This is a genomic window from Pseudomonas sp. GW456-E7 (assembly GCF_059424105.1).
Map to the genome: position 1 here is coordinate 57,450 of NZ_JBWKZB010000010.1, position 26,230 is coordinate 83,679.

The window sequence follows — 26,230 nt, forward strand, 5'->3', positions numbered from 1 at the left end:
TTTACGACCCCGCAAACCTGTGCCTGCGTATCAAGCGCTCAACCGGCCCCGCAACACTTTGGCCATATCCTCCAGATCCGTCATTGGCTGATGCCCGATCAGCATCCAGGCGTGTTCCATGTCCGCCCAATACACGATGTTCAGCTCGCGCCGCTGTTCCCGGGCGAAATGGCGGCTGCCGCTGTTGGAGCGGGTCACGCACAGCGCCATGGGGCCGTGCACCGGATCGAGGTAGGTGATCTGGGCGATGGGGGCGCCGTCGTACTCGAGGATTTGCGCCCGCTTGAACTCGGCACGGGGCAGGCTCAGTTTTGCCGGCGCGAGGTCGAGGCCCAGGCGCGCATCGATGGTCCGCAGTTGGGCCCGCTGAGAGGCTTCATCAGCGGGCAGGTGATCCAGGGTTTCCGGCACGTAGAGCGCCATGTAGTCGGCCACCAGACCGCGCCAGCTGTGAGTCTGCTGACTCGCTCGCCAGCCGAGGAACAAACGGTCCGCCAGCACGCCGCCAGCCAGCAGCCCGGCTGCGGCGGCCAGGAACCAGCGTCGGCTGAGCCCGGGGCGGGCGGGTGAGGGCAGCGTGGCGAGCATGGCTTGCAGGCGATCCACCGGCGCCTGCCGGGCCAGTTCATCGTAGGCGTCCTTGAACGGCAGGCTGCTGCGATCCAGCCATTGCAGGCGCAGGTTCAGCATCGGGTCGGCGCTGATGGCCGCGTCGATGCGCGAGCGCTGTTCGGCATCGAGCTGGTTGTCGAGATAAGCCACCAGTTGTTCGTCCGAGGGTTTTGCGTTCATCAATGTTCTCCTCGGTAAGGGTGGGGCACCGTGTGCAACGGTGGATATTCGGCCAGTTTCGCCCGGGCGGCGGCCAGGCGACTCATGACCGTGCCGATGGGCACTTGCAGCACATCGGCGACTTCGCGGTAGGACAACCCTTCGACGTAGGCGAGAAATACCGTTTCACGCTGGGCCTCGGGCAATGCATCGACGCGGCGGATGACCTGTGCCGCCAACACGTGGGTCTGGGCCACGGATTCTCCATCGAACGACAGGACCTGGTCGGCATCCACTTGGCCCTGACCTTGCCGCACCCGCTGGGCACGGACTTCATTGAGCCAGATCGAATGCAGGATGCTCAGCAGCCAGCGGTCCATGCGCGTCCCCGGCTCGTATTGCCCGGCCCGCTCCAGCGCCCGCACACAGGTGGCCTGCACCAGGTCATCGGCGATATGCCGTTGCCGGGACAACAGCAGGCCGTAGCGCCATAAACGCGCCAGATGCTGGTTCAGTTCCGTTCGTATTGCCTGATCGCTGGCGATGGCGACCTCCGTCCGCTCGGGTTGTCAGGTTTTCGATGATCCGTTGATGGCTTCGGCCAGGTCCTGGTACTCCTCGCACTGGGTATTGCCGCAAATGGATTTGATCTGCTGCAATTGCTCCTGCGCAAGGTCCAGCCGGCCCTTGACCACATAGGCCTCGCCCAGGTATTCGCGGACTTGCGCGTAGTGCGGGTCGAGTTTTACCGATTGCAGGTAATAACCGATGCCTTCGTCGGTGCGTCCCAGTTTACGCGTGGCGTAGCCGCGATAGTTCAGCGCTTTTGCGGTATTTGGCTGTTTCAGCGTGTCGAGCAGGGCCAGGGCCTCTTCATAACGTCCGTCCTTGGCCAGTTGATAGGCATAGTGGGTGCGGTCTTCGTCAGGCACCAGGCTGCTGGTCTGCTTGACGCACCGCTGCGATCGGGTATCGAGCACCTGTCCTTTCGGGCAGTTGGGTTTGGCGGGCGGCTCGTCATCGCCGCCACCGCCGTTGGCCAGGGCGAGGGAACCGGACAACGCAACGGTCAGCAGCAACGGAGTCATCAGAACTGCAAAACGACTATTCATGGGCTTTGCTCCACAGGTTCATGGGTTTCAGATCAGGTCGCGCCCGGCCAGGCGCAGTGCAAGGTTGATGTGATGAGAACACCGCAGCATGCGCAATTATTCATTATGTTCTGGCGGCCGATTGCGAACGGGCATGGTTTTGTGTGCGCTGAAGATCCCTGTGGGAGCGGGCTTGCTCGCGAAGGCGGAGTCTCAGGCAGCATTGATGTTGATCGACCCACCGCTTTCGCGAGCAGGCTCGCTCCCACAGGGGATTTTTGTTCAAACCAGCAGACGAATCGGTGCACCCGCCGCCCAGGCCTGGATGTCCTCGATCATTTGCGAGAAAAACAGCTGGTAGTTCTGTTGGCTCACGTACCCGACATGGGGCGTGGCCAATACATTGTCCAGGGTCCGGAGCGGATGGTGGGCGGGCAGCGGCTCATGCTCGAAGACGTCCAGTGCGGCACCGGCCAGTCGTTGCTTCTGCAGCGCCTTGATCAGCGCCGCCTCATCGACAATCGGCCCGCGGGCGGTGTTTACCAGCAGTGCCGTGGGCTTCATCCAGCCCAGGGCTTGGGCGTCCACCAGGCCCCGACTGCGGTCGCTGAGCACCAGGTGCACCGACAGCACGTCGGCCTGTTCGAACAGTTCCTGCTTGCTGACACGGGTCACGCCGGCTTGCGCCGCACGTTCGGCGGTGAGGTTTTCGCTCCAGGCGATGACGCGCATGCCGAACACCTGGCCGAATTGCGCGACGCGCTGGCCGATGCTGCCAAGGCCGAGGATCGCCAACGTCTTGCCGTGCAGGTCGCCGCCCAGGCCTTGTTGCCACTGGCCGGCACGCAAGGCATTGGCTTCGGCCACCAGGTTGCGGGTGGCGGCCATGATCAGCGCCCAGGTCAGCTCCGGCGCGGCGTGTTTGTAGCTGTCGGTGCCGCTGACCTGGATGCCCAGCGCGGCGGCGGCTTTCAGGTCCAGGGCGGCGTTGCGCATGCCGCCGGTCACCAGCAGTTTGAGCCTGGGCAGGCGGCGCAGCAGCTCTTCGTCGAAGCGCGTGCGCTCGCGCATGACGCAGATCACCTCGAACCCGGCCAGGCGCTCGGCCAGCGTCTGGTTGTCGGCGGGGTAGTCATGGAGAAAACTCACCTGGCCGACGCTGTCCAGCGCCGACCAGTCCACCACGTCCCGCGCCACATCCTGCCAATCATCAAGCACTGCAATCTGCACAGGCATCAGCCTTTCCTCTTCAACGCACGGGGTTGGTCTTGTTCAGCCAGGCGAGCAGGGCCTGGTGGAATTGTGCCGGTTCTTCCATCTGTGGCGCGTGGCCCATGCCAGGGAATTCAACCAGCGTGGACCGGGGAATCAGCTTGGCCACTTGTTTGCCGAGGACGTCGTAGTGCCCGATCTTCGCCTTGACCTCGGGCGGGGCGATGTCACTGCCGATGGCGGTGGTATCGGACGTCCCGATCAACAGCAGGGTCGGCATCTTCAGGTTCTGGAATTCGTAGTACACCGGTTGAGTGAAGATCATGTCGTAGATCAGCGCCGAGTTCCACGCGACTTGCGTATGCCCAGGGCCTTTGTTCAGGCCGGCGAGCATGTCGACCCAGCGATCGAATTCCGGCTTCCAGCGGCCGCCGTAGTAGGTGCTGCGTTCGTAGTTGCGGATACCGTCGGCGCTGAGTTTGAGTTCGCGTTCATACCATTGGTCTACCGTGCGGTAGGGCACGCCGAGGGCTTTCCAGTCCTCCAGGCCGATGGGGTTGACCAGTGCCAGTTGCTCGACCTGTTCGGGGTATTGCAAGGCATAGCGAGTGGCGAGCATGCCGCCGGTGGAGTGCCCCAGCAGGGTGGCTTTCTGAATGCCCAATGCCTTGAGCAATTGCTGGGTGTTCGTCGCCAGTTGCTGGAACGTGTACTGATAGTGCGCCGGTTTGCTGGAGCTGCAGAAGCCGATCTGGTCCGGGGCGATGACCCGATAGCCGGCGTCGCTGAGGGCTTTGATCGAGCTGTCCCAGGTGGCGCCACAGAAATTCTTGCCGTGCATCAGCACCACGCTGCGGCCATTGGCCTTGCCGTGGGCGGCGACGTCCATATAGCCCATTTGCAGGGACTGGCCCTGGGATTCAAAGGCGAAGTGCTTGAGTGTGTAGGGATAGTCGAACCCTTGCAGCTCAGGGCCGTATTCCGGTGCTTGGGCGTGGGCGATGACGGGCAGGGCGGCGGTCAACAGCAGGCTGGGCAACCAGCGGGGGAAGAGTCGCGACATGGGGAAGCTCCATGGAAAATCCGCCGATGCTGGATCGGCTCGATTAGGGCGGCATTAAACACAGGCAATCGCCGCCCTCGATGGTTCAACCCATCCAGCCCAATGTCGCCATGGCCAACACGCCGTAACGGGCGCCTTTGGCCAGGGTGACGATCAGCAGGAAGCGGCCCAATGGCTCGCGCATGACGCCGGCGACCAGTGTCAGCGGATCGCCGATCACCGGTAGCCAACTGAGCAGCAATGACCAATGGCCGTAGCGTTGGTAATGCAGCCGGGCTTTTTCCAGGTGCCGGGGGCTTACCGGAAACCAGCGCCGGTCGCGGAACCGTTCGATCCCGCGCCCCAGCCACCAGTTGAGCAGCGACCCCAGGACGTTGCCGAACGTCGCCACCGCCAACAGCGCCCAGAGCCAGTAGCGGTCACTGAGCAACAGGCCGACCAGCACGGCTTCGGATTGCAACGGCAGCAGCGTGGCGGCACCGAATGCCGCGAAAAACAGCCCGAAGTACGCGCCGGACATCAATGGGCGGGGTAGTCCGCGACCACCAGGTCAGTGCCGTCCTTTTTCAGGCCGATGACCTGATAGGCATCGCTCATGCCGTCCATTTCCATGCCGGGCGAACCCATGGGCATGCCGGGTGCCGCGACGCCCAGCAGATCGTCGCGCTTGCTCAAGGCCAGGACCTGGTCGGCCGGGACGTGACCTTCGACGAACTTGCCATTGATCAACGCGGTGTGGCACGACGCCAGGCGTGGCGGCACGCCGTGCTGTTGCTTGAACTCGCTCATGTTGGCTTCGACGTGGTCTTCGACCTTGAAACCATTGGCTTCAAGATGGCTGATCCATTTTTTGCAGCAACCACAATTGGCGTCGCGATGAACCTCGATCGGAATGAGGTCGGCGGCCTGGGCCAGGGAGGACATGAACAGGGCGCTCAGGGCGATCAGACGCAGAGGGTTTCGCATGGGATTCGTCTCGGCTAACGGGCAAAAAAACGCATTCTGACCAGTTTTTCCGGTCAGGCATTCAAGGAGTGTTACGAAGTACTACAAAGATCGGCTGTTCGATGATGGTAGATCAGTGCTGTCAGGCAGATGAGGGGGACATTACAAAATCGTCAGGTTGAGTGCCCGGAGTCGGTATCGGTATTGATACAAGCCCGCTGATGGTCATGTAAGAAAAGCCTGCAGGACCATTCGTCAAAGCGCCATGGCCTAATAAACAAGGCGCTTTGCGGTGTGTGGCTGAAATGTACAAAATTTGTAAAAGAACTCAATTAACGTTAGGCGGCCCCCATGCTCCAGTTGATACTCGCGACCACTTAGCTTGGTCATACAAGGAGTTTTTCATGACTATCGGTTATACCGGCGCATGGACCCCGAAGTCGGGGCTATTGGTTCGAGACACCAACAGCAGATCAAAGCCTGTTGCCCAGAATGAAAAGGTCAGGCAGATGCTTAACCTGGTGGGCAGCAATCCGGTTGCGCTGGATACCGCCAAGATGGACAAGATGGAAATGCGCAAGCAGATGAAGGGGTTTGACCCCTCCAATATTTCCGTCAAGTCCTTGGGCACTCTCAGTGTCTTTCTGAAAGAACGTGGCCTGATCAGTGATGTAACGGCAGTAACGCTGAGCAATGCCGGCGACAAGTTCGACCGGTTTGGCATCAAGGACCCTGACGCGAAGTTCAATGCGCTGGAATATTTCGCCATTCAACTGGACAACATCCAGAGCAATAGTTTGAAGGGAAACAAGTACGCCAACTACTTGATTCCCGAGTTCAAAAAAGCGATCTACGTGCTGCAGAACCTGGAAACCTACGGTAAAAGCAACGGCCCGATGGAGCGACCGGGCACGGGGGTGTCGGCCAAGGCCTGAGGCGGTGTTGCCCGGCCCGCCCGGTTCATCGAACGGGCCGGCGACCCTCACCTGCAAAGCGGCCACGTTTTCTTCCAGGTATTTGCGTTGCTTGGTGCCCGGAATCGGAATCAGGTGGTCACCCTGGGCCAGCACCCACGCCAGCGCCAGTTGGCCCGCCGTCACGCCTTTCTCTGCCGTGCGAGGCCGGTTATGGACTGGTGCAGACGCCGTACTATCACGTGGCCCGGCAACTGCAGGAGGGGTGTTTGTGTGAAGTGCTGAAAGAAATGCCGCCACCGGGCATGCCGATGACGGCGCTTTATCCGCCGCACCGCCAGTTGTCCCGGCGGGTGCGTGTGTTTGTCGACTGGCTGGTGGAACTCTGTGCCCAGCCCGGCAATGACTTTTACCGGAAGGATTCAGGGTGTTGATCAGCGGTTATCGGTGTGGGTAGTAGCCCGGTCCGCCATGGTCATAGTAGTGATCGTGATGCCAGCCCCCATGGGGGAAAACAATGCAACCGCTCAGGGTCAGGATGGCCAGCAGGGGAATCAGCAATGTGATTCGACGCAACATTTGAAAGTCCTCATGGTTATCGCCGCAATGAAGCTAAAACTCTTCATCGGCTGTAACATGTGACCCCGCTTGTGGCCGCTTATCCCGGAAACAGGGTAAGTGCCTGGCAAGCGTCTTGATACAAACCGGATACATTTTCAGATTCAGGAACCCGCAATGACACAGTCGCAACGTTTGAAATACTCGATTCTGATCTCCCTGGTGGTGCTGGGGATCATGTTTGGCCTTTCCTGGTTGCAGAACACCGGCGTCATCAGCGAAAAAATGTTCCAGTACATCGCCATTGGCGTGGCGGTGATTGTGGTAGTCATCAATGGCGTGATGCGCCGCAAGGTCAAGCCCTGATCATTCGTTCACTGGTTGCGCAGGATGGCGGCAGCCTGTGGATGCAGGCTGTAGCTTTTGTCGGGGTTTAGGACAATCACGCCTTCACTGCACAAGCGCTTGAGCACTTCGCGCACGCTGAGAAAGGACAGGGGAATGTCCAGGTCCAGCAATTGGCTGTGCACGCCACGCACGCCAAGGCTGCGCTCGCTTTCGGCGGCCGTCAGCAGGGCATCGATGACTTTCAGGCGGATCAGACTGGTCCGCAGGCCATAGCTCTTGAGCAGGATCCGGATCCGCTCGTTGCCGTGGCGATCGGTACGCGGCTCGAATACGCCGACTCCCATGGAAGTACCCTTTGGCGCGTTGCTACCGTCCGTTGGCAGTTGCGAGTTGTACATTGCAAAACTCCTTTTCAGAGCCTGATCAGGAAAAATTGGGCGCTCTTTAAAGTTTAGACGTATGAGCTGCCCAAATCATGAAGGCTCGAATGTAGAAATTTTGTCGACGTCGTGTGATCAGCCTGTCAGTTCGCACGCCAATGTGCGGCAAAAACCCTAAATTATTGATGTGAGCTTCGTCCCTACAGGGAGGCACTGCGCGCGTGGGTGCGCGCAACAGTGGCCATCGTTTTTTCGATCAGGAGCGAGCGTGATTATTTCCAGCCAGTTAACCAGGTTGAGCCTGGCGGGTGTGACTCTGGGGTTGAGCCTGGGGCTGAGCCTTGCCGCGAGCGCAAGCGATGCGTCTGCGCCCACGAGCGCGGACATCCGCCGAACCAGTTTCGGCGTGCCGCACATCCGCGCCGACAGCGAGCGCGGGCTGGGCTACGGCATCGGCTATGCCTACGCCCAGGACAACCTGTGCCTGCTGGCGAACGAGATCACTACGGTGAACGGCGAGCGTTCGCGCTATTTCGGACCGGATCAGTTTACTGTCGAGGCGCGTGAGAACCTGGTCAGCGATCTGTTCTTCACCTGGCTCAACACCCCGCAAGCCGTCGCCGGTTTCTGGCAGGCCCAGACTCCACCGGTGCGTGAGTTGATTGAAGGCTATGTGGCGGGGTTCAACCGTTCCCTGAGCGAGCGTCGTGCCCAGGGTCTGCCGCAACAGTGCCAGGGCGATTGGGTGCGGGACATCACCCCGTCGGATCTGGTCAAGCTGACCCGGCGCCTGTTGGTCGAAGGGGGCGTCGGCCAGTTCGCCGAAGCCCTGGCCGGTGCCACGCCGCCCCAGGCCGTGGCCCGGGCGTCGAACGCCCAGGCAGCGTTCCAGGTGGCCGCCACGCGCATGCAACGGTTTGCCCTGGACCGTGGCAGCAACGCGGTCGCGATCGGCAGCGAACGTTCCTTTAACGGACGCGGCATGTTGCTGGCCAACCCGCACTTCCCGTGGGTGGGCGGCATGCGTTTTTATCAGATGCACCTGACCATTCCCGGCAAGCTGGACGTGATGGGCGCGGCGTTGCCCGGCCTGCCGCTGATCAACATCGGTTTCAATCAACATCTGGCCTGGACCCACACCGTGGATGCGTCCAGGCATTTCACGCTGTACCGCCTGCAACTCGACCCCAAGGATTCGACCCGTTACCTGCTCGACGGCCAGTCCTTGCCGATGGACAAGCAGACCGTGACTGTCAACGTCAGGCAGGCGGACGGGCAGGTCCAGGCGATTTCCCGTGTGGTCTACAGCTCGAAGTTCGGTCCGGTGGTGCAATGGCCGGGAAAACTCGATTGGGATCATCAGTACGCCTTCAGCCTGCGCGACGCCAACCTGGATAACGATCGCGTCCTGCAGCAGTGGTACGCGATGAACCGTGCCGACAACCTCAAGGATTTCCAGGCCTCGGTGCACAAGATCCAGGGCATTCCGTGGGTCAACACCCTGGCGGCGGACGATCAGGGGCAGACGCTGTACATGAACCTCTCGGTGGTGCCCAACGTCAGCGTCGACAAGCTGGCGCAGTGCAGCGATCCGCGAATCGGCCTGCAGATGATCATTCTTGACGGTTCCAACAGCGCCTGTGCCTGGGACATCGATCCGCAGGCGCCACAACAGGGCATCTATGCAGCGGACAAGTTGCCGCAATTGCTGCGCAAGGATTTTGTCCAGCACTCCAACGATTCGGCGTGGATGGCCAATCCGGCGCAACCGCTGACCGGCTATTCGCCGCTGATCAGCCAGGATGGCCAGCCTCTGGGCCTGCGTTCACGCTTTGCCCTGGACCGTTTGAGTACGCTGACCGAGGCCGGCAAGGTCGCGGTGGCGGACTTGCAGCACATGGTCATGGATGATCAGGTCTATCAGGCGGCTCAAGTGATGCCGGACCTGCTGCAATTCTGCGCGGCGGATCTCGGTGCCGATGCCAAAACCCTTGCGCCACTGTGCGCCAGCCTCAAGGCCTGGGACCGCAAGGCCAATCTGGGCAGCGGTCTGGGCTTTGTGCACTTCCAGAATGTCATGGAGGCATTGGAGCCGGTAGCGGACGTATGGCGCGTGGCGTTCGATCCGCAGGACCCGCAACATACCCCGAGTGGACTCGCCGTCGATCACCCGCCAGTGGCCAAGGCGCTACGCACAGCGATGCTGGCTTCGGCTGAGCAGGTCAAGGCGTCAGGCCTCAAGCCGGACGCTCGCTGGGGCGACATCCAGGTGGTCAGCAGCGGCGGGCAACAGACGCCGATCCATGGCGGGCCGGGTACGCTGGGGGTCTACAACGCGATCCAGAGCGTGCCGCGCAGCGACGGCAAGCGCGAGGTGGTCAGCGGCACGAGTTACCTGCAAGTGGTGACCTTCGACGAAAACGGACCACAAGCCAAGGGGCTGCTGGCGTTCTCGTTGTCGAGTGACCCTGCTTCGAAATTTTCACGGGATCAGACCCAGGCCTTTTCGCAGAAGCAATGGAGCGTGCTGCCCTTCACCGAGCAGCAGATCACGTCCGATCCGCAGTATCAGGTACAGACGATCCGCCAGCAGGATGCCAAGGTCGCTGCGCATTGAGGTAGTGGGGTTTTACTGGAACGCTGAAGGCCGTACCCCGCAAGGGTGGCGGCCTTTTCAGCTTTTCGGGGTCTTTTGCGGGATCGCGTTGACCACCAGATTGCCGTTGTCATTGCGGGTCAGGTAGACCGGCAGGACTCGCGGCAGGGACTTCACCAGGCCGTTGATCTCTTTGATGTTGTAGATGCCGCCGATATGGATCGAACCGGTGCTGTTGTCGGCGACCATCAACGGTTTGTCCAGGTAGCGATTGATCAATGGCAGGGCATCGCTCAGTGCCAGATCGTCGAGCACCAGCTTGCCCTGGCGCCAGGCCAGCGAACTGTCATTGTCATAGGTCTGGCTGATGCGGGGAGTGAAGTCGCCGCGGCGATAACTGGCCTGCATCGCCGGGTCGAGGCGCAAACCGTCGCCGGGCAGGTCGGTGTTGCTGCTGACCAGTACCGAACCCTCGATCAGATTGACCTTGACCTGGTCTTCATACATCCAGACGTTGAATTGGGTGCCGGTCACGCGAACCTGGCCTTCGGCGGCCTTGACCACAAAAGGGTGACGGGTGTCATGGCTGACCCGGAAGAACGCTTCGCCTTTTTTCAGCGTGACTTGCCGCTGATCCTTGTAGTTGCTGTACGTCAGCTCGCTGCCCAGGTTCAGTTCCACCTGGCTGCCATCTTTCAAGGTGACCGTACGAACATTGTCGGTGGCTTCGAAGTGCTGGTACGCGTTCGGTACCCAACCCAGGTGCCAGCCGCCATAACCGGCCAGCGGCAGTGCCAGGGCACAGACTGCCGCGGCAATGGCCAGGCGGCGCCAAGGGGTTTCGGGTTGGGGGCGAACCAGCGGCAGGACGGGCGCGGGGCGGGGCAGGTCGCCGGCGACATCCCATATTTCCAGCATCGCTTCGTACTCGAAGGCATGGAGCGGATGCGCATTACGCCATTGTTCGAACGCCTGGCGCTCTTGCTCTGTGCAGTCATTGGCGTGCAGACGCATGCACCAATGCGCAGCGGCATCGGTGATGGCGTCGTATTCGGCTTCCGAGAGCGTGTGTTCAGTCATTGGCTCATCCTGATTTCGTGCATTCTAACCTTGGGGGCAGCCTGCGAGAACATCAGTCATGGCATTTAACTATCAATGTGTAACTTTTTTTCAACGCTCCGCCTCTGGATAGCCTGTTGTCGGCTTGCAGTATCCATTAAGGCGCGTGAAAAAAAGATCAAAATAATCATCACAGTGCCATCGCGGCCGATGTGCTGCGCAGATCCGGGAGGACCTGCGCCCTGTGATTGGCGGATCAGTTTCCGGTGGCCGATGTGACCGGCACCGGGTCCAGTTGCCGGCCCATTTCGCAGATCAGGAACGCGAGCGAATCGGCATTGTGCAAAATGACGTCCGTCCTGAAGTTCGCATTTTGCCCGTCCAGGAATGCATCCCTTGCCGTCTCCATGGTCGTGCTGCCCGTCAACCTCAGAATGGCCTTGCCGACGTGATAGGCCGTCGGGATTGAATCCAGGCTGATCCACGATTGCAGGTTGCTGTTCCAACGCGCAAACAGTTCCTCCTTCGGCGTGTCCAGCGACAAGGCTTCTCGCTGGAAGTCCAGTTGGGTCTGTTTCATGGCGGCACCGTAGGCCGTGATCGGCGCTACCAGATCGCTGAAGGGGCGCCGGTATTCAAGGGATGCAATGTCCACGGCCGCGGAAAACAGGTGAGCGAACTCGTGAATCAACGTGGCGGCCTGGCTGTGGCCGTCGACGTTGAAGGGCTCTGTCAGACAGGATTTGTACCAGTCGAGCTGTTGATCGAAGAACCTTTCGGTGAAATGCACGTGGCGCTGTTGATCCTTGTCCAGGACAAACGCAATGAGGTTGTCCTGCGGGTCCCGGTTTGAACCCACGATAAAACGATGGGAGTTCATCCAGTCTTCATCGGGGTCGACCAGCGCGTTGCAGATGGGGAGGATGGCGTCCTTGATCTTGTCGAGCAGCGCTGCGTTGACCTGGCCCACACCAAAGAAACCTTTGAGGAAGGTGTCCAGCCGGGTACCGGGGACGAATCTGCGCAGTTGCGCCATGTTGTGCAAACTGTTGAACGCGTAATAGCGCGCCATGTCGATGGCCTGCACGATCATTCGGGCTTTTTCGGGATGTCTGGCGCGAATCTCTTCCATCCCCCGAGCCTCGATGTTCAGCACCTCCCTGGCGACATGGGCATAGGCCAACTGGTTGTGCATTTTCGACATGGCCTTGCCGAAGTGCACCGTATGGATGTCCGGGTCGATCACCAGTCGCTTGTCTGGCGCAGTCAGCAATACCGGGCCTTGTTCCTGGTCCTTGATCATTCGCCAGGCCGGCCCGGTCTTGTCTACGCCGTACACCTTGCCGGCGATGGGGGCGTAGGTTTTTTTGCTCGCCGCATCGAGGTAGGTGCCGTCAGCGCTGTTTTTCGTCAGGTTCTTGAGTTCGACCATGGTTTCGAACGGTTGCAGCCGCGTGCGCAGCGGTGCCGTCGAATCGATCTCGGACCACTTTGCAGCGATGGTCGGTGTGGCAACCGGTGTGGCAAGGGTTTGCTGGGTTGCCTGGGCCGTGTCGGTCCATCCTTCGAGCGACAGCCTGCCCAATGAGATGAGTTGCGCCGCACCGGCGATGAATTCCTCCAGCGCAACTTTCCAGTGATGATCCTGCAGGGCTTGCGCCGAATTGAGGGCGTCCTTGTAGGCGTTCCAGAGAAACTGCACATAAGCGAGTTTGCCCGGCAACAGGCCGAGGATGCGCTGGATGCCGGCGCCGAACAGGTGTTTGACGGCCTCCCAGTCCGTTTGGCTTGCGGCGTGTGACTGGCTGCCAAGCATCTGCGACAACAGACGGGTGTTGTCGTGGTACAGCTGGGTGAGCAAGTTGCCGTCGATGGGGTTGGACGCGAGGGTGATCTCACTCAATTGCCCAACGGTGGAGCTGAACAGGTTGCGGAAGGCGGACTGCTCGCTGTCCGGCAGGCGTCGCAGCAATAGATCCTGCAAGGGCCCCGGGGTGTTCAGCGCCGAGACAAGGCTGGCCTCCGTGGCGAATTCGATAAAAGGCGAGCCGCCAGGGTGGTAAGGGGCATAGAGGATCTGCGGCCCGGCCTTTGCGTTGCCGGGGCTCACCAGGTACAGGCCCAACGCTTTGACCGCAGCGGCGCCGGTGGTCTTGATAAGCTCCAGTGGCCGGGCAATCGCCTGTGCTCCCTGCACGGCTGCCCGGGCCGTGGCATCCGGCATGTCCAGCACCTGTCGCAGCAAATCGAACGCGCTGCCGGATAGCCTCTGCAACAGCTTCAGTTGGTGGGCGTGTTGCAGCAGTTGCCAGGGCAGTTGTTTGACGAAGCGCTGCATCCGGTTTTCGGCGTCGGCCGTTGCACCGGACAACGTCTGCGTTACCTGCGCTGCGTAGCTTTGCACAATGTTCAGTGACTGCAGCAGTTGACGGACCGCGGCCTGGTCCAGCCCCTCGGGCAGCGCCTGGGTGGTTGTCGAGGAAACCTGGAATCCGGAGCCTTGCGCGACGCTGACATGGTTCAGGGCGAACTCGGTAAGGCTGCGGGCGGGACCGGTCAGGTTGAGGTTGGGGATGATTTGAATATTGTCGGGGTCCAGCGTAATGGCAGGGAAGCGATTGCCGAGCAACGTCGTCAGCCGTCCATGCACATACGACCTGAGGGGGGGGATCCCGTGCAAGTAGTCTTTGTCCTCCTCGACGCTGTTGCGGTATTGCTCCAGCAGTTCAACGTGCAGCCGCTGATCTTCAAGCGGGGCCATTCCAAGCCATGTGGGCAGTGACTGTTGCAGGATGATCGCCCGGGCGATCGAGGTGGCTCTGCGCATATGGGTGTTGATCCCGGCGGTGGCCAGCGCTTTCAGCGCCTTTTTCTGCTTCGTGTCGTTCAGTTCCTGGCGGCGTACGTGTTCGCAACGAGCCAGAAAGTGATCGATGGAGGATTGTGCGACCTGCTTCAGTACTGACCCTTCGATCAGCCGCAGCGCACCCAGTGAGTAGCGTTGGTGGAAGACGCGTTGGCTCGGGGTGAGGTTTTCCAGTAGTGCCATGCGTTGTTGCGGGTCGAGCAGGCGCCGGTTCAGTTCCTGCCTGGCACGGCTGATGTTGTCAAACACCTCCAGCCCCTCGGCGGGCGTCCACAGGATGGTCCGGCCGGAATGCGAGGGATCGAGTCCGCCGCGCTCGGTCAGGAGCAGGCAATGGGCGAGCGGCAGGACATCCCGCAGACCGGAGCGCTCAAGGGTCAGTGAATAGGCATCGGGCCGGAACCCCTTCAAGGAGCGACGGTTACCTCTTTCGGCCTGATCCGGGTTGAACACCGTATCGACGATGGCGCGGTCCGCATCCGTCAATGTCGCACTGAGTGTGCGCAGGCTTGCCTCGCCGCGGATGCCGACGGAAAGCGCATGGGCCAGACGCGACCGCAGGTTTTCCAGGTAGACCCGCTGCAACGCCAGTGAAGCGATCGGTTGTGCGGCGACGTCGGCGCTGATCAGCGTTTCGATGTCACTGAAGCTCTTGACGAACGCTGCCGCCGTATCGGCCAGCACCATGGACGGATGCTGGTCGCCGGACAACACCGGCCGCGTGCTCCAGCGTCCGTCAGTCTCCAACTTCAGCAGCCGCTCGTTGATCATCGAACGGATATCCAGCGCCTTGTCGAACAGGGCTTGGATGTCTACGGTGCCGTCACTGTGGCGGAACACTTGCAGGCTGTATTCCGCGTTCTGCAGTTGCTTGGTGACGATGGCGTCGAAGAGCTTGCTGAAGATCGCGCCGGAGATCGCTTCCCCGGTCACATTCGGCCGGTCAAAACCAATGAATCGCTGGCGTTCGTCCAGGCTCAGCAGGCCATAGAGCTCATCCTCGTGACCGGCCGCGCCGAACTTGCTCTGCACGGTATCGCGCAAGTCCTGATAGTCCTTGAGCACCTGCAAACCTTCGGTGGGCGTGTAGAGAAACGCATGACTGGCGCTGACCATCAGTGAACCGGCCAACTCAACATAGTTGGCCTGGTACTCCCACAGGCGCACGGTTTCGACCGTCATCGATGTGTTCGTCCGGCTGGCCGTCGAGATCAACGCGTGCAGATCCTGGCTTTGCTCCGGGGTGATGATCCCGGCTTCGCGCTTGAGCAGCAATTGCACCCGCGCCTGATCGGCGATGGCCCGGCTGAAGAGTGCGCGACGCGAAGCGCCATTGGCACTCGCCGCGTCCCAGTAGCGTTCGAGCTGCCCGATCAGCAGGCTGACCAGTTTGCGCGAGACAGTCGTGACCGCCGTTTCCCAGAGCGCTTGGTCAGCGTTTGCCGGGGACTTTTTCGGGTGGGAAAATTCATGGGCCTGCCCGGAGGGCCAACGCTGATGGCGATAGTGCAGGAGCACGGCGTCACTCAGCGACAGGGAATTGACCCAAGGTCGCGCCGCACGACTTGCGTCCTCGTTCCCTGCAGTCGCGGCCAGATAGAAATTCACCCGGGTCTGGCTCTGATCCACGCCGGGAAAAGACGCCGTCAGTTGTTCAGCCAGCAAAGCATCGAGCAGCGACGTCAGGGACGGTAGCACCTTGAGTTCATCGAGCAGGGCCTGGTCGTTGAGTTGCTGATGGCGGGAGAGGGTGGTGCGCTGGTCCTCGAACACGTCACCTTCAATGGTCTGATACTCCAGCCCGATATCGTCGGAAGCCACCACCGTCTTGCGTTGTGACAGCGCCATGAAGGCCAGCAGTTCATCGTCTTCGTTGACGGCTCTGAGTCGTGCCGCCAGATGTTCGGTCAGGACCGAGCGGCTGGTGAACTTCTGTATACCGGCGTAGGGGGTGTAGAGAATCACGCCGTTGTCATCCGGCGTCGCGGTCAGCAAAAAACTGCCAGCCAGCGCCACGGGTTCCTGGCCAGGGATCTTCAGAAGGATTTTTTTCGCCAGCATGGGCGGCGTCTGCTCATCGCGCAGGGCCTGGCTGGCCAGTTCGATATGGCGGAACCATTCGAAATCCTTTTGCGCCAGCCCGTGGGTTTGGCCCAGTTCTCGCCAGAGTCCGGGCATCGTCAGTGCTTCGGGGAAAAACAGCGGAGTTATTGGTGTAGACATCGTCGAGTCTCGTTCAAGGGGCCACTCAAGGGCGCCTGTGGGTTGAGCATCGAGACTAAAAGCCGGTGCGTTGATGCCGGTGGTAAATAGATAACGCACGGGGCGTGGGCATTGGTGACACGGATATACCTCATCGCCCCCTGAGCGAAAGGTTGACAGGTCGCTCGTCGCGCGTTGTTAATCGGCGGGTCTTTGTACGCTGTTGTTCCCTCCAATAATCATTCTGGAGCTTCAGATGTCTGCGCCACACGATCACGCCTCTACTGCCGTCTCGTCACACCTGTCACTCGAAGCGCTGAGCGCTTTGCTGGAAAAGATTTTTCTGCGTCATGGCACCTCCGCCGAGGTTGCCAGGGTGCTGGCGCAAAACTGCGCCGGTGCCGAGCGCGATGGCGCCCACAGTCATGGGGTATTCCGGATCCCGGGTTATGTTTCGACGCTGCAAAGCGGCTGGGTCAATGGGCAGGCCGTTCCGGTGGTCGAAGATGTGGCTTCGGGGTTTGTGCGGGTCGATGCCGATAACGGTTTTGCGCAACCGGCCCTGGCAGCTGCACGCGAGTTACTGGTGCAGAAGGCCCGAAGTGCCGGTATTGCAGTGCTGGCGATCCGTAATTCGCACCATTTCGCGGCCTTGTGGCCGGATGTCGAACCCTTCGCGTATGAAGGGCTGGTAGCGTTGAGCGTGGTCAACAGCATGACCTGCGTGGTGCCCCACGGCGCCGACCGACCGCTGTTCGGTACCAATCCGATTGCCTTCGCCGCGCCGCGGGCTGACGGCGAACCGATTGTCTTCGACCTCGCCACCAGTGCCATTGCCCATGGCGACGTGCAAATTGCCGCACGCCAGGGCGAACGCTTGCCGCAAGGGATGGGCGTGGACAGCCTCGGCCAGCCGACGACCGACCCGAAAGCGATTCTTGAGGGCGGCGCATTGCTGCCTTTTGGCGGACACAAGGGCTCGGCGTTGTCGATGATGGTCGAGTTGCTCGCGGCGGCACTGACCGGCGGCAATTTTTCCTTCGAGTTCGACTGGAACAACCACCCAGGCGCCAAGACGCCCTGGACGGGCCAATTGCTGATCGTGATTGATCCGGACAAAGCGGCGGGGCAGAGTTTTGCCGAGCGCAGCCAGGAACTGGTGCGGCAAATGCACGGTGTCGGCCTGAAGCGTTTGCCGGGTGACCGGCGTCATCATCAGCGCGCCAGGTCGCTGGCCAATGGCATTGAACTGGATGCCCGGACGCTGGCGAACCTGCGGGAGCTGGCGGGGGAGTGATCCTCTCGGCAGGTGCGATAGAACTTGTGGGAGCGGGCTTGCTCGCGAAAGCGTCGTGTCAGCCAATATCCAAGTTGCTGACACACCGCCTTCGCGAGCAAGCCCGCTCCCACACAGGGTTCAGTGTTTGCCAGTGTTCAGCGACGCCCCAGCAATAACCCCACCACCAGGCCAAACCCGGCGGAAATCGCCACGGTTTGCCATGGATGCCCGCCGATATAGGTTTCGGTGGCCTCGACCGCGGGCAGGGTGCGGTTGCGCACGCTGGTCACCGAATCCCTGGCCTGCTGGAGTTTCAGGGCGATTTGCCCGCGAAGGGTATCCGCTTCTTCCCCGACCAGTGAGGCGCTGCTTTTCAGCAGTTTTTCCGACTCTTCGATCAACGATTGAAGTTCGCTGAACGCTTGATCCTTGATTTGATCTTCGGCAGCTTGCGCGGCGGTTTTGCGGGCCATTGAAGTACTCCTTGCGGGTAAGTGGACAGTGAACAATGGAGTCTGCGGTCGTCGGAAAAGTTGCAGCTAAATTGCCCGGGAAGGTCATCTCGCTGAAAAACCGACGCAGGACATTTCGCCCTACAGTGTAAGATGTCGCCAATTTTACGCAGCAGGAAATTCCCATGAGCTTCAATCTGGCCGACAAACCCCTCGCCGAGCGCGCTGCGCTTGAAGACGAGAAATCCCGTCTGTTCGAACTCTGGCAAAACAACCTGGGCAAAGCCAAGGGCGAGGCCGCACGGTTGTTTGGTGAACGGGCCAAGCGCAAAGGCAAGTGGGCCGAATGGGTGCGCGCCGAACTGGACGGCATGTCGCCCCCGGAATACGCCAACATGGTGCGCAGCGAAGTCAATCGCCTGATGGCGGCCAACAAATAACATCGGTTGTCAGGCGAAACTCGCGACAATCGCCTCGCGCACTTTCAACACGACCGGGTCAAGCTGGGTGCTGGTGCGCCAGCCCAGCTCGATCGGGTAGCGCGGCAAGGCCAAAGGGCAGGGCAGCAGGGCCAGGCCGCTGAGCGTCGCGATGCTTCGGGCGGCATGGGCCGGAATGGTCGCCACGGCCTGGCTGCCCTTGAGCAAATGCGGCAGCGCGGCAAAATGCGTGGTCGAGGCGCACACCCGCCGACTCAGGCCCAGCGCCGCCAGTCCTTCATCGGTAATCCCGATAAAACCGCCGGAAGACACCAGGATGTGCTCGCGGGCCACAAACTCCTCAAGACTGATGCTCTGCTGGCCCTCGACCAGGCTCGAAGGGTCCGCCAGGCATAGATAACCACCTTCTCCCAGGACCTGACGGCTGAGCAGCCGCTCGGCAAACCCGCCCGCAGTGATCGCCAGGTCAATGCTGCGTTCCATCAATGCCTGGGCAACGATCTGGCTGTGGGTCTGGCGGAAAATCAGCCGCAACTTCGGCGCGCTCCGGGCGATTTCCTCGATCAGTCGTCGACCGTAGGCAATTTCGAAATCGTCCGACATTCCCACGGTGACCGAGCGCCCTTCGTACTGCTGCGCAGCCGGATCGACCATCGCCAGGCTCTGCCGGCATTTGTTCAGGGCCTCGCTGACCACCGGCTTGAGCTGATTGGCCTTGAGCGAGGGCGCCAGGCCGCGTCCGGTGCGTACGAACAGTTGATCGCCATACACCTCGCGCAACCGGCGCAAGGCCGCGCTGACGGCCGATTGCGTCACGCCCAGACGCAAGGCGGCACGGCTGGCGCTGGACTCTTCGTGCAGCGCTTCGAAGACTTTGAGCAGGTTGAGGTCGATGTTGGTGATATTCATTTGATTCATATCATTCAGCAGTGAATCGGTCTTTATTGATGATCACGTGGCGCCGGAGAATGAGCAACCCCTGATGCGAATGGAGATTTCGTGATGCCCAAATCAATCGTTGCGGCCTTGCAGATCGGCGCCTTGCCCGGTGGCAAGGCCGACACCCTGGAACAGATCCTGTCCTATGAACACACGATCATCGAATCCGGCGCCACGCTGGTGGTGATGCCGGAAGCACTGCTGGGGGGTTATCCCAAAGGCGAGGGCTTTGGTACGCAGCTTGGTTATCGGCTGCCGGAAGGGCGCGAAGCCTTTGCGCGCTATTTTGCCAACGCCATCGACGTGCCCGGCGCGGAAACCGAGGCGCTGGCGGCGCTGTCCGCACGCACCGGGGCGAATCTGGTGATCGGCGTCATCGAACGCGCCGGCAGCACCTTGTACTGCACGGCCTTGTACTTTGATCCGCAGGCCGGGCTGCTGGCCAAACACCGCAAGCTGATGCCCACCGGTACCGAACGGCTGATCTGGGGCAAGGGCGATGGTTCGACGCTGCCGGTGATCGACAGCCAGGTCGGGCGCATCGGTGCGGTGGTGTGCTGGGAAAACATGATGCCGCTGCTGCGCACGGCGATGTACGCCAAAGGCGTGGAGGTGTGGTGCGCGCCGACCGTGGACGAACGGGAGATGTGGCAGGTCAGCATGCGCCACATCGCCCATGAAGGGCGTTGTTTCGTGGTCAGCGCCTGTCAGGTCCAGGACTCTCCCCAGGCCTTGGGCCTGGATATCGCCAACTGGCCGGCGGACCGGCCGTTGATCGCCGGCGGCAGCGTGATCATAGGACCCATGGGCGACATCCTCGCCGGACCGTTACGAGATGGCGCTGGTCTGCTGACCGCGCAGATCGATACTGACGACCTGGTGCGCGCCCGCTACGACTATGACGTGGTCGGTCACTACGCTCGCCCGGATGTGTTCGAGCTGACCGTGGACGAGCGCGCTAAACCGGGGGTGCGCTTCACTTCCTGATGCCCGGGGGCTTTGGCCAAACCAGTCAGACAACTTGATAACTTTGACCATTGCCCGCTACCCCAGGCAGAGCGAGTATTTCCCTGTTGATTACGGTTCCCCCAACCTAATAAGAAACACAAGGGATTCTGGCAATGCGCGATTACTTGTCTGCTACTGATCAGTTCAACTATCAGCACACCGTCGACGCCGCACTCGCAGGCGATCTGACGGCACTCAACGCCTGTGTCGAATGCTGTGACCGGCATGCCTTGCCGGGGCGCATCGCGCTGTTCTGGGAGGGGCGCGACGGCGCCAGTGCGACCTACACCTTCACTGATTTGCAGGACAAGGCCGCGCGTTTCGCCAATTACCTGTTGGCCCAGGGCGTGAAGAAGGGCGACAAGGTCGCCGGCCTGCTGCCACGCAACATCGAATTGCTGATCACCGTGTTTGCCGCCTGGCGCATTGGCGCGGTGTATCAACCGCTGTTCACCGCGTTCGGCCCCAAAGCCATCGAGCACCGCCTGAGCTGCTCTGGCGCCAAAGTGGTGGTGACCGATGGGGTGAACCGGCCGAAACTCGCCGAAGTCGCCGACTGCCCGACCATCGTTACGGTCACCGGCCCCAAAGGGCAGGGCCTGGTGGGTGGCGATTGCAGTTTCTGGGCCGAGCTGTCCAACTATTCCGCCGACTGCGAACCCGTGCTGCTGACCGGGGAAGATCCGTTCCTGCTGATGTTCACCTCGGGCACCACCGGCCCGTCGAAAGCGCTGTCTGTGCCGCTCAAGGCCATCGTTGCATTCCAGAGCTACATCCGCGACGCGGTTGACCTGCGCCCGGAAGACGCCTTCTGGAACGTCGCCGACCCGGGTTGGGCCTACGGCATTTACTACGGTGTCACCGGGCCCCTGTCGATGGGGCATCCGATCACCTTTTACGATGGCCCGTTCACCCTCGAAAGCACCTGCCGGGTGATCAACAAGTACGGAATTACCAACCTCACGGGTTCGCCGACGGCCTACCGTTTGCTGATTGCCGGCGGTGATGAGTTCGCCAGGTCGATCAAGGGCAAGCTGCGCATCGTCAGCAGCGCCGGCGAGCCGCTGAACCCGGAAGTGATCCGCTGGTTCGCCGACAACCTCGACGTGGTCATCCACGACCACTACGGCCAGACCGAGCTGGGCATGGTGCTGTGCAACCACCATGGCCTTGAACACCCGATTCACATGGGCGCCGCCGGTTTTACCTCGCCGGGCCACCGCATTGTGGTCCTCGATGACGAATACAAGGAACTGGGTGTTGGCCAGCCCGGCATCCTGGCCATCGACCGCAGCCAGTCGCCGATGTGCTGGTTCGCCGGCTACGAAGGCGTGCCGACCAAGGCCTTTGTCGGCAACTACTACTTGAGTGGCGACACCGTCGAGTGGAACCCGGACGGCAGCATCAGCTTCGTCGGTCGCAGCGATGACGTGATCACCACCTCCGGCTACCGGGTCGGTCCGTTCGATGTGGAAAGTGCGCTGATCGAACACCCGGCCGTGGTCGAGGCCGCCGTGGTCGGCAAACCCGATCCGGAGCGTACCGAACTGGTCAAGGCGTTCGTCGTGCTCAGCCCGCAATACCGCGCAGAACCTGCGTTGGCCGAAGAGCTGCGCCAGCACGTGCGCAAGCGCCTGGCGGCGCATTCCTACCCCCGTGAAATCGAATTTGTCAGCGAGTTGCCGAAAACCCCAAGCGGCAAATTGCAGCGCTTTATCTTGCGCAACCAGGAAATCGCCAAGGCTCAAGAGGCTGCGGCGAAGTATCTTCCAGCTTGAAAGGGAAACAATGATGCAGATCCAGAACAAGATTTTTATCGTCACCGGCGGTGCTTCCGGCCTCGGTGCAGCCACCGCCGAGGTGCTGGTCGCCGCGGGCGCGAAAGTGATGCTGGTGGACATGAACGCCGAAGCCGTTGCAGCCCAGGCCAAGCGCCTTGGCGCGCATAGCGTGGTGGCGGACATCAGCAACGAAGCGGCGGCCGAAGCGGCCGTGCAGGCGACGGTCGAAGCCTTTGGCGGCCTCAATGGCCTGGTCAATTGCGCCGGCATCGTGCGTGGCGAGAAGATCCTCGGCAAGAACGGTCCGCACTTGCTGTCCAGTTTCAGCCAGGTGATCAATGTCAACCTGATCGGCAGCTTCAACATGCTGCGCCTTGCGGCAGCGGCGATTGCGCAAACCGAAGCGGATGCCGATGGCGAGCGCGGCGTGATCATCAACACCGCGTCTGCCGCGGCATACGACGGTCAGATTGGTCAGGCGGCCTACTCGGCGTCCAAAGGGGCCATCGTCAGCCTGACGTTGCCGGCGGCCCGCGAACTGGCGCGCTTCGGCATCCGCGTGATGACCATCGCCCCGGGCATTTTCGAGACGCCGATGATGGCCGGCATGACCCAGGAAGTTCGCGACTCCCTGGCCGCTGGCGTGCCATTCCCGCCGCGTTTGGGCAAACCGGGCGAGTATGCCGGGCTGGTGAAGCATATTATTGAAAACAGCATGCTCAACGGCGAGGTGATCCGTCTCGACGGTGCCTTGCGCATGGCCGCCAAATAAGGAGGATTTGTCATGACAATGTCCAACGATCCGATTGTAATCGTCAGCGCCGTCCGCACCCCGATGGGTGGATTCCAGGGCGAACTGAAAAGCCTGACCGCACCGCAACTGGGTGCTGCCGCGATCAAAGCCGCCGTTGAACGTGCCGGCGTTGCCAGTGACGGCATCGACGAAGTGCTGTTCGGCTGCGTATTGCCGGCTGGCCTTGGCCAGGCCCCTGCGCGCCAGGCGGCACTGGGTGCCGGGCTGGATAAATCGACCCGCTGCACCACCCTGAACAAGATGTGCGGTTCGGGTATGGAAGCGGCGATCCTGGCCCACGACATGCTGGTAGCCGGCAGTGCCGACGTGGTGGTCGCCGGTGGCATGGAAAGCATGTCCAACGCGCCTTACCTGCTGGACCGCGCCCGTGCCGGCTACCGCATGGGCCATGGCCGGGTGCAGGACTCGATGTTCCTGGACGGCCTCGAAGACGCCTACGACAAGGGCCGCCTGATGGGCACCTTCGCCGAAGACTGCGCCGAAACCAACCGCTTCAGCCGTGAGGCCCAGGACGCGTTCGCCATCGCCTCGACCACCCGCGCGCAACAGGCGATCAAGGACGGTAGCTTCAAGGCCGAAATTGTCCCGCTCACGGTGACAGTCGGCAAAGAGCAAGTGGTGATCAGCAACGACGAGCAGCCGCCAAAAGCCAAACTGGACAAGATCGCTTCGTTGAAACCGGCGTTCCGCGAAGGCGGCACGGTGACGGCGGCCAACTCCAGTTCGATCTCCGACGGTGCGGCGGCATTGGTGCTGATGCGCCAGTCCCAGGCACAGAAACAAGGCCTGAAGCCGTTGGCGGTGATCCATGGCCACGCCGCGTTCGCCGACACCCCGGGGCTGTTCCCGGTGGCGCCGATTGGCGCGATCAAGAAATTGATGAAGAAAACCGGTTGGTCGCTCAATGACGTCGATCTGGTGGAAGTCAACGAAGCCTTCGCCGTGGTCGGCATGGCCGCGATGACTCACCTGGAAATCCCCCACGAGAAACTCAACGTGCACGGCGGTGCTTGCGCCTTGGGTCACCCGATCGGGGCGTCCGGTGCGCGGATTCTCGTGACCTTGCTGTCGGCCCTGCGCCAGAAAGGCCTGAAGCGCGGCGTCGCGGCGATCTGCATCGGTGGCGGTGAAGCAACGGCGATGGCCGTGGAATGCCTGTATTAAGACCAACACCAATCCCTGTGGGAGCGAGCTTGCTCGCGATAGCGGTGGGTCAGATAGCAATAGTGTTGACTGACACAGCCTCATCGCGAGCAAGCTCGCTCCCACAGGGTTCTGCGTCGTAACCAGATTCAAGGATTCACCATGATCCCCAATGACGACCAACAACAAATCCGTGACATGGCCCGGGACTTTGCCCAGGAACGGCTCAAACCCTTCGCTGCTGAATGGGACCGCGAACACCGCTTCCCCAAGGAAGCCATCGGCGAGATGGCCGGGCTGGGTTTCTTCGGCATGCTGGTGCCGGAGCAGTGGGGCGGATGCGACACCGGTTACCTGGCCTACGCCATGGCGCTGGAAGAGATCGCCGCCGGCGATGGCGCCTGTTCGACCATCATGAGCGTGCACAACTCCGTGGGGTGTGTGCCGATTCTCCATTACGGCAACGACGAGCAGAAGGAACGCTTCCTCAAGCCGTTGGCCAGCGGCGCGATGCTCGGCGCTTTCGCCCTGACCGAGCCCCAGGCGGGTTCCGACGCCAGCGGCCTGAAAACCCGTGCGCGCCTGGAAGGCGACCACTACGTGCTCAACGGCTGCAAGCAGTTCATCACCTCCGGGCAGAATGCCGGGATAGTAATTGTGTTTGCGGTGACCGATCCGAACGCCGGCAAGCGTGGCATCAGCGCGTTTATCGTACCGACCGATTCGCCGGGCTATAAAGTCGCGCGGGTCGAGGACAAACTCGGCCAGCACGCGTCCGACACCTGCCAGATCCTCTTCGAAGACGTGAAAGTGCCGGTGGCCAACCGTTTGGGCGAGGAGGGCGAAGGCTACAGGATTGCCCTGGCCAACCTGGAAGGTGGTCGCGTCGGCATCGCCTCGCAATCGGTGGGCATGGCCCGCGCCGCGTTTGAAGCGGCCCGTGATTATGCCCGTGAGCGCGAGAGCTTCGGCAAGCCGATCATCGAGCATCAGGCCGTGGCGTTCCGCCTGGCGGACATGGCCACCCAGATCGCCGTGGCGCGGCAAATGGTGCACTACGCCGCCGCCCTGCGCGACAGTGGCAAGCCGGCCCTGGTCGAGGCGTCGATGGCCAAGTTGTTCGCCTCCGAAATGGCCGAGAAGGTATGCTCTTCGGCGCTGCAAACCCTCGGCGGATATGGTTACCTCAACGACTTCCCGCTGGAGCGGATCTACCGCGACGTGCGGGTGTGCCAGATCTACGAAGGCACCAGCGACATTCAGCGCATGGTCATCTCGCGCAACCTATAAAAAAGCAGGCCCTCTGTAGGAGCTGCCGCAGGCTGCGATCTTTTGACGTTGATTTTAAAGATCAAAAGATCGCAGTCTGCGGTAGCTCCTGCAAGGGATCTGGTCTTATGTGAAACAGGAGTTGTTTATGAGCTACGAAACGATTTTGCTGGAAACCCACGGCCGCGTTGGCCTGATCACCCTCAACCGTCCTCAGGCGTTGAACGCGTTGAACGCGCAGATCGTCAGCGAACTGAACCAGGCCCTCGATGGTTTCGAGGCGGATGCGAACATCGGCTGTATCGTCCTGACCGGTTCGAAAAAGGCGTTTGCCGCGGGTGCCGACATCAAGGAAATGGCCGAGCTGACCTACCCGCAGATCTACCTCGACGACCTGTTCAGCGATAGCGACCGCGTCGCCAACCGCCGCAAGCCGATCATCGCGGCGGTCAATGGTTTTGCCCTGGGCGGCGGCTGTGAGCTGGCGCTGATGTGCGACTTCATCCTGGCTGGCGACAACGCCAGATTCGGCCAGCCGGAAATCAACCTGGGCGTGTTGCCGGGCATGGGCGGTACCCAACGCCTGACCCGCGCCGTGGGCAAGGCCAAGGCCATGGAAATGTGCCTGAGCGGGCGTTTGATCGATGCCGTGGAAGCGGAGCGTTGCGGCATCGTGGCGCGGATCGTGCCAAGCGATGAGCTGCTGGATGAAGCGCTGAAAGTCGCGGCGTTGATCGCCAAAAAGTCGCTGCCGATTGCGATGATGGTCAAGGAAAGCGTCAACCGTGCCTTTGAAGTGAGCCTGGCCGAAGGCGTGCGCTTTGAGCGTCGGGTGTTCCATGCGGCGTTTGCGACGCAGGATCAGAAGGAAGGCATGGCGGCGTTCATTGCCAAGCGTGAAGCGGAGTTCGTCGGTAAGTAATGCGGCGTATTTGCTGACGCTATCGCTGGCAAGCCAGCTCCCACAGGGTCCGGGGTGTACACAACATGTGTGAACAACCGCAAACATTGTGGGAGCTGGCTTGCCAGCGATGCCTTTAAGGCTTCAAACCAGTTTACAGCCAAAAGATCGCAGCCTTCGGCAGCTCCTACAGGGCTTT

The 26,230-nt window shown here is 61.2% G+C and carries 24 protein-coding genes and 2 pseudogenes; 12 read left to right on the forward strand and 14 right to left on the reverse strand.

The genetic code is table 11. From position 1 onward, the window contains the following. Positions 1-30: 30 nt before the first annotated feature. The 7 genes from AC07YV_RS09190 to AC07YV_RS09220 form a co-directional block, all read right to left on the reverse strand. A complete protein-coding gene (locus AC07YV_RS09190) occupies positions 31-792 on the reverse strand; it encodes an anti-sigma factor family protein (protein WP_102700787.1) in 762 nt (253 codons plus the stop codon). Beyond that, entirely contained in the window at positions 792-1,274 is a 483-nt protein-coding gene (locus AC07YV_RS09195; protein WP_371317815.1) for an RNA polymerase sigma factor, read from the reverse strand. The genes AC07YV_RS09190 and AC07YV_RS09195 overlap by 1 nt, the downstream gene beginning before the upstream one ends. Before the next feature lie 66 nt (positions 1,275-1,340). After that, positions 1,341-1,883: a tetratricopeptide repeat protein gene (locus AC07YV_RS09200; RefSeq protein ID WP_102700785.1), complete on the reverse strand. Its 543-nt coding sequence runs from the start codon at positions 1,881-1,883 to the stop codon at positions 1,341-1,343. A 261-nt stretch (positions 1,884-2,144) separates the two neighbouring features. Beyond that, the gene (locus tag AC07YV_RS09205; protein WP_102700783.1) at positions 2,145-3,098 is read right to left on the reverse strand and encodes a D-2-hydroxyacid dehydrogenase family protein; all 954 of its coding nucleotides are present in this window, start codon (positions 3,096-3,098) and stop codon (positions 2,145-2,147) included. A gap of 13 nt (positions 3,099-3,111) precedes the next feature. After that, positions 3,112-4,137 (reverse strand): alpha/beta fold hydrolase, encoded by a 1,026-nt coding sequence (locus tag AC07YV_RS09210; RefSeq protein ID WP_102700782.1) that lies wholly within the window; start codon positions 4,135-4,137, stop codon positions 3,112-3,114. 85 nt (positions 4,138-4,222) lie between these two features. Further along, a complete protein-coding gene (locus AC07YV_RS09215; RefSeq protein WP_102700781.1) occupies positions 4,223-4,657 on the reverse strand; it encodes a YqaA family protein in 435 nt (144 codons plus the stop codon). After that, the gene (locus tag AC07YV_RS09220) at positions 4,657-5,103 is read right to left on the reverse strand and encodes a DUF411 domain-containing protein (protein ID WP_085727060.1); all 447 of its coding nucleotides are present in this window, start codon (positions 5,101-5,103) and stop codon (positions 4,657-4,659) included. Before AC07YV_RS09220 ends, AC07YV_RS09215 begins: the two co-directional genes overlap by 1 nt. Before the next feature lie 383 nt (positions 5,104-5,486). On the opposite strand from AC07YV_RS09220, the gene AC07YV_RS09225 reads away from it, so the two are divergent. Next, positions 5,487-6,017, forward strand: a complete 531-nt coding sequence (locus tag AC07YV_RS09225; protein ID WP_102700780.1) for a hypothetical protein — start codon at positions 5,487-5,489, stop codon at positions 6,015-6,017. A 39-nt stretch (positions 6,018-6,056) separates the two neighbouring features. Here AC07YV_RS09225 and AC07YV_RS09230 read toward each other — a convergent pair. After that, positions 6,057-6,194 (reverse strand): annotated as a pseudogene (locus AC07YV_RS09230) (aldo/keto reductase); the annotation flags it as partial. A 2-nt stretch (positions 6,195-6,196) separates the two neighbouring features. Here AC07YV_RS09230 and AC07YV_RS09235 point away from each other — a divergent pair. Continuing rightward, positions 6,197-6,430: pseudogene (locus AC07YV_RS09235) on the forward strand (LysR substrate-binding domain-containing protein); the annotation flags it as partial. Positions 6,431-6,437: 7 nt separating this feature from the next. On the opposite strand, the gene AC07YV_RS09240 reads toward AC07YV_RS09235, so the two are convergent. After that, on the reverse strand, positions 6,438-6,575 hold the full coding sequence (locus AC07YV_RS09240; RefSeq protein WP_007970990.1) for a hypothetical protein: 138 nt from the start codon (positions 6,573-6,575) through the stop codon (positions 6,438-6,440). A 156-nt stretch (positions 6,576-6,731) separates the two neighbouring features. Between AC07YV_RS09240 and AC07YV_RS09245 the strand changes: the two genes are divergently transcribed. Beyond that, complete coding sequence (locus AC07YV_RS09245) at positions 6,732-6,920, forward strand: hypothetical protein (RefSeq protein WP_007970993.1); 189 nt, start codon at positions 6,732-6,734, stop codon at positions 6,918-6,920. Positions 6,921-6,928: 8 nt separating this feature from the next. Here AC07YV_RS09245 and AC07YV_RS09250 read toward each other — a convergent pair whose 3' ends face one another. Then, the gene (locus AC07YV_RS09250) at positions 6,929-7,300 is read right to left on the reverse strand and encodes a fe2+ zn2+ uptake regulation protein (RefSeq protein ID WP_102700779.1); all 372 of its coding nucleotides are present in this window, start codon (positions 7,298-7,300) and stop codon (positions 6,929-6,931) included. A gap of 250 nt (positions 7,301-7,550) precedes the next feature. Between AC07YV_RS09250 and pvdQ the strand changes: the two genes are divergently transcribed. Continuing rightward, positions 7,551-9,899, forward strand: a complete 2,349-nt coding sequence (gene pvdQ / locus AC07YV_RS09255; RefSeq protein WP_102700778.1) for a bifunctional acylase PvdQ — start codon at positions 7,551-7,553, stop codon at positions 9,897-9,899. Positions 9,900-9,956: 57 nt separating this feature from the next. Here the strand turns inward: pvdQ and AC07YV_RS09260 are convergent, their stop codons facing one another. After that, entirely contained in the window at positions 9,957-10,958 is a 1,002-nt protein-coding gene (locus AC07YV_RS09260) for a FecR family protein (protein ID WP_102700777.1), read from the reverse strand. Positions 10,959-11,193: 235 nt separating this feature from the next. Beyond that, positions 11,194-16,026 carry a DUF6543 domain-containing protein gene (locus tag AC07YV_RS09265; RefSeq protein ID WP_102700776.1) on the reverse strand — a complete coding sequence of 1,611 codons (4,833 nt, stop codon included), beginning with the start codon at positions 16,024-16,026 and terminating at the stop codon, positions 11,194-11,196. Positions 16,027-16,261: 235 nt separating this feature from the next. Here AC07YV_RS09265 and AC07YV_RS09270 point away from each other — a divergent pair, with 235 nt between their 5' ends. Further along, positions 16,262-17,302 carry an Ldh family oxidoreductase gene (locus tag AC07YV_RS09270; RefSeq protein ID WP_102700775.1) on the forward strand — a complete coding sequence of 347 codons (1,041 nt, stop codon included), beginning with the start codon at positions 16,262-16,264 and terminating at the stop codon, positions 17,300-17,302. A gap of 137 nt (positions 17,303-17,439) precedes the next feature. On the opposite strand, the gene AC07YV_RS09275 is transcribed toward AC07YV_RS09270, so the two are convergent. Then, entirely contained in the window at positions 17,440-17,757 is a 318-nt protein-coding gene (locus AC07YV_RS09275) for an ElaB/YgaM/YqjD family protein (RefSeq protein ID WP_015094973.1), read from the reverse strand. Between the two features lie 164 nt (positions 17,758-17,921). Between AC07YV_RS09275 and AC07YV_RS09280 the strand changes: the two genes are divergently transcribed. Then, entirely contained in the window at positions 17,922-18,176 is a 255-nt protein-coding gene (locus AC07YV_RS09280; protein ID WP_007970091.1) for a hypothetical protein, read from the forward strand. Between the two features lie 9 nt (positions 18,177-18,185). Here AC07YV_RS09280 and AC07YV_RS09285 read toward each other — a convergent pair whose 3' ends face one another. Beyond that, positions 18,186-19,094: a LysR family transcriptional regulator gene (locus AC07YV_RS09285; RefSeq protein ID WP_102700774.1), complete on the reverse strand. Its 909-nt coding sequence runs from the start codon at positions 19,092-19,094 to the stop codon at positions 18,186-18,188. 84 nt (positions 19,095-19,178) lie between these two features. Here AC07YV_RS09285 and AC07YV_RS09290 point away from each other — a divergent pair, with 84 nt between their 5' ends. From AC07YV_RS09290 to AC07YV_RS09315, 6 genes are all read left to right on the forward strand, one after another. Further along, a complete protein-coding gene (locus AC07YV_RS09290) occupies positions 19,179-20,102 on the forward strand; it encodes a carbon-nitrogen hydrolase family protein (RefSeq protein WP_102700773.1) in 924 nt (307 codons plus the stop codon). Between the two features lie 134 nt (positions 20,103-20,236). Beyond that, positions 20,237-21,901: an AMP-binding protein gene (locus tag AC07YV_RS09295; RefSeq protein ID WP_102700772.1), complete on the forward strand. Its 1,665-nt coding sequence runs from the start codon at positions 20,237-20,239 to the stop codon at positions 21,899-21,901. Between the two features lie 13 nt (positions 21,902-21,914). Next, entirely contained in the window at positions 21,915-22,676 is a 762-nt protein-coding gene (locus AC07YV_RS09300; protein WP_102700771.1) for an SDR family NAD(P)-dependent oxidoreductase, read from the forward strand. Between the two features lie 12 nt (positions 22,677-22,688). Next, entirely contained in the window at positions 22,689-23,882 is a 1,194-nt protein-coding gene (locus AC07YV_RS09305) for an acetyl-CoA C-acyltransferase (RefSeq protein ID WP_102700770.1), read from the forward strand. A gap of 141 nt (positions 23,883-24,023) precedes the next feature. After that, positions 24,024-25,151 carry an acyl-CoA dehydrogenase gene (locus tag AC07YV_RS09310; protein WP_102700769.1) on the forward strand — a complete coding sequence of 376 codons (1,128 nt, stop codon included), beginning with the start codon at positions 24,024-24,026 and terminating at the stop codon, positions 25,149-25,151. Between the two features lie 127 nt (positions 25,152-25,278). After that, positions 25,279-26,052, forward strand: a complete 774-nt coding sequence (locus AC07YV_RS09315; protein WP_007970103.1) for an enoyl-CoA hydratase — start codon at positions 25,279-25,281, stop codon at positions 26,050-26,052. Positions 26,053-26,230 lie beyond the last annotated feature (178 nt).